Source organism: Bartonella sp. CM86QHHN (assembly GCF_042194695.1).
Classification (GTDB): Bacteria; Pseudomonadota; Alphaproteobacteria; order Rhizobiales; family Rhizobiaceae; genus Bartonella.
Window position 1 is genome coordinate 1 of the sequence record NZ_JBHIND010000031.1, and the last position, 3024, is coordinate 3024.

2 protein-coding genes are annotated in these 3024 nt (G+C 39.4%); both read right to left on the reverse strand.

The annotated features are described in order from the left end of the window. Positions 1-2531 (reverse strand): DUF6990 domain-containing protein (locus tag ACFIKX_RS02920; protein WP_375661200.1); only part of this gene is annotated, 2531 nt, incomplete at its 3' end. A 97-nt stretch (positions 2532-2628) separates the two neighbouring features. Then, positions 2629-3024: SMI1/KNR4 family protein (locus ACFIKX_RS02925; RefSeq protein WP_375629519.1), on the reverse strand; the 396-nt coding region annotated here is incomplete at its 5' end.

Sequence of the window (3024 nt, forward strand, 5' to 3'; positions counted from 1 at the left end):
GCTACCCGTTCAATCAAAGCGTAGCTCACTTGCTTCACCTTTGCTACTTCTTTGGCTAAAGCTAATGCACGTTCAAGGTGGGTTTTGTTGATGCTCTCGTCAAAGCCTAGGTGATCACCTGCCGTAAAGCTTTTCTGATAAGATTGTAAGGTCTCAATATTGCCCAATAAGGCAAGAGCGCCAAGATGAAGTAAAGCATAATCCGTATCGTTTGCTTTAGACGTGGCGCCTTTTTCCCAAGGAGCTATACCATAATCAAAGCGTAGCCTTTTAGAAAGGTCAATGTCTGTTACCGCCCATTCTAGCGCATCATCAAGCGCCTGTGTTAAACGATCCGTAGTGACCTCTGGTTCAAAGATTTCCAATCCCTTGGCTTCAAAATTAAGCTGTATATCTGGAATATCTTCCGTGTAGGTAGGATCAATGAATTTACAAGCAGCGGAAAGAATGCCCGTGCTAATCAAAAAGGCGCTATCAAATTGCGGGTAGTCTTTGGCAATTTCGTCGTTATAAAGAATATCTACTTCACGATCAGCCAATTGATAGCTTGCCATATAATCATTCTCATTGATTTTCTCGGTTGACCAGCCTAGGATTTTTAAAAGTGCATGAGCACTTTCCATGGTGAGACGATCATCAGTGTCATCCGCTTCATTTACTTCTTCTGCCACTTCAACAGAAGTTGTTTTAGAAGCAACAGATGCTGTTTGCGCATCCAAGCTTAAAATCGGTGCATTTTTCGGAAAACCTGCTCGATAACCCCGTGCAAGAGTAAGAGAGTTGTCAATCGTATATTTCGTGATACCTTCCACAAAGCCTAGATGGTTCTTTGCCCTGAAACTTTCCTTATAAAATTTGAGCTTTTCAATATCACCAATCAGAATGAGTGCTATAAAGTGACGTGCCACAAGGTGAGCTTCACTGTTTGTTGGCAAAGCGGCATAATCATAGATGATTTGATTGACATTTTGCCGATCAGCCCACTCAAGTATATCTGTACAAATCTCCTTTAGCTTGCCTTCATCCAATTCAGTACTAGAAACTGTATAAAATTCTTCTGCCTCTTTGAGAGCTATATATTGGGGCAATCTAGGAAACATCTCTCTATGAGCAGTAGAAAAGCCAAGTGTTGAAAGCGAAGCCTTAAATACAACAATCGGCTCTTCTTCATCACTTTGAAGACTGTACATTATATTGATGATACGGTCTTTACTTACAAAATAAGCATTGCGATCATAGTTCTTATCGCGATAAACTATCCACCCCATCCTTTTTAAGTCTTCAGAAACTGTATTAAGAAAAGACAAATCTTGCAAACTAAGACGATCATCTATGGCTTTTCGCTCATTAAAGATTTTCAGATGCTCTTCAGCAAATTGAACTGCGTGATTAACATACTTCTCCACTTCACGGTCTTCTAAATGTCCAGAAATCGTACCGGCTTCTAAAAAATTTTGATAAGATTTCAGGATATCAATTTGACCTGTCAATGCTAAACAAGCTAAATGCCAGACTATACGTATATTGTAGCTATACTTTTGAACACGTGTTTTGCTTTCTATTGATGCTTGTAAATCTTGGGCACGTGCCCATTGTATTATTCGCTCAGAGATTTTGATAAGCTCTTGCTCATCTAATGTCTCTACACAAATATCAATGCCTTTATCAAAACCACTAAAAATCCCCCCCCCAATCGTGTTAAAAGAATTATAAGTATTTGTAGGTGATATGCACCGATACTCCCCACTATAGTGAATATATTTACAAGCTACAGAAATAATTTCATTAGATATTTCAGCTTCAATACGGACATTGTAATTATCATGAAGACGTATAAAACCAAAATCAAATTGAATAAAGCGGTCGGGCAAAACCAACCACATTTTTCTAGGCTCCGTAGAAAACCACCCTTGTGTTTTAAGAACGCGCATTGCTGCTGTGAAACTTATCGAGCGCTGTTTTGGCTTCTTGCGCGTTAGAATATCGTCTAATTCCCCATTTTTATAGGCCTGTGCAAAAAAAAGCAGGCGATCATCCGATGTCATTGTTTTATAATCTGCAAATTCTGGCACAGATAGTTTTGGGGTAGATCTATCACTCCTTAAAGCCTCCATATCACCAAGTAATGCTTGTGCAACGGCAGAATGATTAGTAGCTTCCTCGCACAACTTTTTTTCAATATCCTGTGCTTGCGCCCATGCAATCACTTTGTTTAAAGCGGTTGTGATATGGCTTTCGGAAAGATCCGGAGCTTTAACATTAAAATCCTCCTTCGCGTAAAACAGCACATCTCCATATTTACGCTGTGATTTTTCACCTCTAGAATATTCCCGAGCAAGACAATAAGCAGCGGTGGTGAGATCAGCCGAAAGCAAAAACTCTTTGCCACTCTCTCCATAATTTTTTACACCATAGCCAATACCGACAATGCGATCGGGAAGATGATAATGCGCAAAAGTATCCCCCACGTTATCACGATAAGGCTCCCAGCCCAGTCTTTTTAAAATCTCTGTGACATCTTTAGTTTGCATCATCATTCCCCCAGCATAATCTGTAATTCTTTTACATAAAAATTACTTGTATAATACTTAGGCTCTCTAGAAAGACTATATATTTCCTCTATCAATTTCACCTCTTCCATAGTTTTTTCCAAAAGCTCTTGTAAAAAGGGATAGGTTGCGGAGTGGGAGTGTGCTCAATCTTTTCAATCGGTTGGTCACCTTCAGGTATCTCAGCTCCCACGTGTACTTTAATTCTTTTGCAGAGAAATTCATAAAAATTACTTGCGTAATATTCAGAATCTTCAGATGTATACTTGAGATAGAGTGGGCATTCACCATCCCGAAACTGCGTATAATCAAAGTAAAAGGTTTCATCAAGATCATAACTCACAACGAGCTGTTCTGGTGTCGCAAAACCATCTCTTCTATCATTTAAGTTTTGGAAAACAATATCACCACCAGGGATATCTGCTCCACACTCCTTATAAAGGCTAAAGATTTCTTCACCACCAATTTCTCCTCC